The organism is uncultured Brevundimonas sp., from assembly GCF_937870815.1.
In the GTDB taxonomy this organism is placed as follows: domain Bacteria; phylum Pseudomonadota; class Alphaproteobacteria; order Caulobacterales; family Caulobacteraceae; genus Brevundimonas.
In genome coordinates this window covers 1-2,796 of sequence record NZ_CALMZS010000170.1, presented here as the reverse complement: position 1 = coordinate 2,796, position 2,796 = coordinate 1, and the positions used below count along the sequence as shown (strand labels likewise).

Here is a 2,796-nt window from a genome sequence, read left to right as displayed (position 1 = left end):
CTCCCTTTCGCCCGGCCGCATGAGCAGGGCCGGGCATGGGCGGGGAAGGCGGACGCCGGCGACGGCGTCCGCCTTTTCATGTCCCCATGCGCAAGACGGGGGCAGGTCCGCGTCCCGTCCACCGCCGACCGGGTGAAGACCCCGCGCCGTCTCACACCATCAGCCGCTTCATCAGCTCGGCCGTCGACGGATCCAGCCCTCCGGACGGCTCCCCCGCCCGCACGTCTTCCAGGATCGCCCTGGCCAGCACCTTGCCCAGTTCGACGCCCCACTGGTCGAAGCTGTTGACGTCCCAGATCACCCCCTCGACGAAGGTCTTGTGCTCGTAGAGGGCGATCAGGGCGCCGACCGCCTCGGGGGTCAGGGCGTCCATCAATATCGTCGTGGAGGGCCGGTCGCCGGGGAAGGTCCTGTGCGGGGCCAGCCGGTCGGCCTCGGCCGCATCGGCGCCGGCGGCGATCAGCTCGGCCCGGGCCTCGGCCCCGGTCTTGCCGACCATCAGGGCCTGGGCCTGGGCCAGGGCGTTCGACCACAGCGGCGCGTCGCCCTCGCGCGCGTCCACCGCGCCGTCCGAGGTGTGCCGCACCACGATGAATTCGGCCGGGACCACCTGCGGGCCCTGGTGGATCTGCTGGAAGAAGGCGTGCTGGCCGTTGGTGCCCGGCTCGCCGAACACGATCGGGCCGGTGGCGGTGTCGACCGGCGAGCCGTCGCGCTTCACCCGCTTGCCGTTCGACTCCATCTCCAGCTGCTGCAGGAAGGCCGGCAGGCGGCGCAGGCCGTGGGCGTAGGGGGCCACCGTGCGGGCGTGACGGCCGCGGCCCTCGACATTGTAGACCTGCGCCAGAGCCAGCAGCACCGGGGCGTTGCGCTCCAGATCGGCGGTCAGGAAATGCGCGTCCATGGCCCGGGCCCCGGCCAGCACCCGCTCGAACACGTCCCAGCCCAGCGCCACCGCCACGGACAGGCTGACCGCCGACCACAGCGAATAGCGGCCGCCGACCCAGTCGCGGAAGCCGAAGGTGCGGCCGCAGCCCCAGGCGCCGGCCTTCTCCGGCGCGGCGGTGACGCCGATCAGGTGGCGCGCCATCCGCTTGGCGGAAAGGCTCTCCGCCAGCCAGGCCTTGGCCAGGTCGGCGTTGGCCAGGGTCTCCTGGGTGGTGAAGGTCTTGGAGACGACCACCACCAGGGTGGTCTCCGGATCCAGCCCGGCCAGGGCCTCGCCCATGTCGCGCGGATCGATGTTGGCCACGAAGCGCAGGTCGATGGTCGGCTCCAGCGGCCGCAGCGCGTCCCACAGCAGGCGCGGCCCGAGGTCCGAGCCGCCGATGCCGATGTGGACGATGGCGGCGAACGGCTGTTTGGCCCCGCCGGTCTCGGCCCCGGAGCCGATGTCGGCGGCGAATTTCGCCATCTCCGCGCGGGTCGCCGCCACCGCTTTCGAGACCGGCTCGCCCAGCGCCCGGAAATCGGCGTCGTCGGCGGCGCGCAGGGCCGGGTGCAGCACGGCCCGGCCTTCGGTGTTGTTGACCGCCTCGCCGCCGAACAGGGCCGCCCGCCGTCCCTCGATGTCGCAGGCGCGGACCAGGTCCAGCGCGGCCTCGAACCCCTCGGCGGTCCAGCTCTGCTTGGACAGGTCGAGATACAGGCCGGCCGCCTCGACGCCCATCCGTTCGGTGCGGCGGGGATCGGCCGCGAACTGGTGGACGATGCGCGTGCCGGCGTCCTTGCGCGCGACGGCGCGGAGCATCTCCAGGGCCTGCGAGCGGGCGGTCATGGGCGGACTCCGGGCGAGGGGGAGGGTAAACCCTCGTTTACGGGTGGGGCGTAAGCCGGTTCAACGCCGAAACCGCGATTCGGCCAAACAAATGAGGTCCGCCATGTCCTGCGGCGTCGCCCTGGCCGTCTCCCTGCTGCTCTCCGACCCCACCGTGGCCGCGGCCGCGGCCCGGCCGCCGGCCGCCGCCGACGCCCCGGTCTCCGTCGCCGGCGAGCCCCTGTTCGCCGACATCGTCGCCCGCTCCGGCGTGCTGCGCGGCGAGGTCCAGGCCTGGATGGCGGCCGGCGCCGCTGATCGGCCCGACTTCTTCGCCGGGCCCGATTTCGCCGGCTTCAGGGCCCGCGCCGCCGAACTCGCCGCGCTGGACATGCAGGGCCATCTGGTCCTCAAGGCGCGCGGTGTCGACGGCGACCTGAAATGCATCCTGCGCGGCATCGCCGAGGACATTCCGGTCAAGCTCGGGGCCGTGGAGGCGGCCTCCAGCCCGGCCGAACGCCGCGTCGCCCTGGACGAGCTCCACTATCTGCTCGACGACAATGTCGAGGTCATCACCGCCCCGCCGCAGCCGGAGGTGTGATCCCTCTCCCCATGGGAGAGGGACCGCTAGGTCCCTGAGCCGGCGTCCTCCAGCGCCTCGATCACCACCCCCTCGGTGAGCAGCTGCGGCAGGATGCGCGGCTGCGCCTCGCCGGGCGTGTAGACCAGGTAGAGCGGCACGCCCGAGCGGCGGTGGCGCTCCAGTTCGGCGGTGATGGCGTCGTCGCGCAGGGTCCAGTCGCCGACCAGATAGACGGCGTCGGCGGCGCGGAACGCCTCGGTCGTTCGCGGCGAGGTCAGGGCGCCCGCCTCATTGATCTTGCAGGTCACGCACCAGTCGGCGGTGAAATTGACCAGCACCGGCCGGCCCTCGGCCAGGGCCGCGTCCACCGCCGCGGCCGACCATGGCGCGGCGGCGGGTCCGTTGCCGGGCGCGGCCGCCGTTCCGGGGGCGGCGGTCGGCAGGCGCGCGGCCACGG

3 protein-coding genes are annotated in these 2,796 nt (G+C 73.3%); 1 reads left to right on the top strand and 2 read right to left on the bottom strand.

Annotated elements, in window-relative coordinates; genetic code table 11:
• Window positions 1-151: 151 nt before the first annotated feature.
• Window positions 152-1,777: a glucose-6-phosphate isomerase gene (gene pgi, locus Q0588_RS11200; protein ID WP_298746058.1), complete on the bottom strand. Its 1,626-nt coding sequence runs from the start codon at window positions 1,775-1,777 to the stop codon at window positions 152-154.
• Window positions 1,778-1,880: 103 nt separating this feature from the next.
• Between pgi and Q0588_RS11195 the strand changes: the two genes are divergently transcribed.
• Window positions 1,881-2,357 carry a hypothetical protein gene (locus Q0588_RS11195; protein WP_298746055.1) on the top strand — a complete coding sequence of 159 codons (477 nt, stop codon included), beginning with the start codon at window positions 1,881-1,883 and terminating at the stop codon, window positions 2,355-2,357.
• 26 nt (window positions 2,358-2,383) lie between these two features.
• Here Q0588_RS11195 and Q0588_RS11190 read toward each other — a convergent pair.
• On the bottom strand, window positions 2,384-2,796 hold a 413-nt coding region (locus Q0588_RS11190), incomplete at its 5' end, for a thioredoxin family protein (protein WP_298746053.1).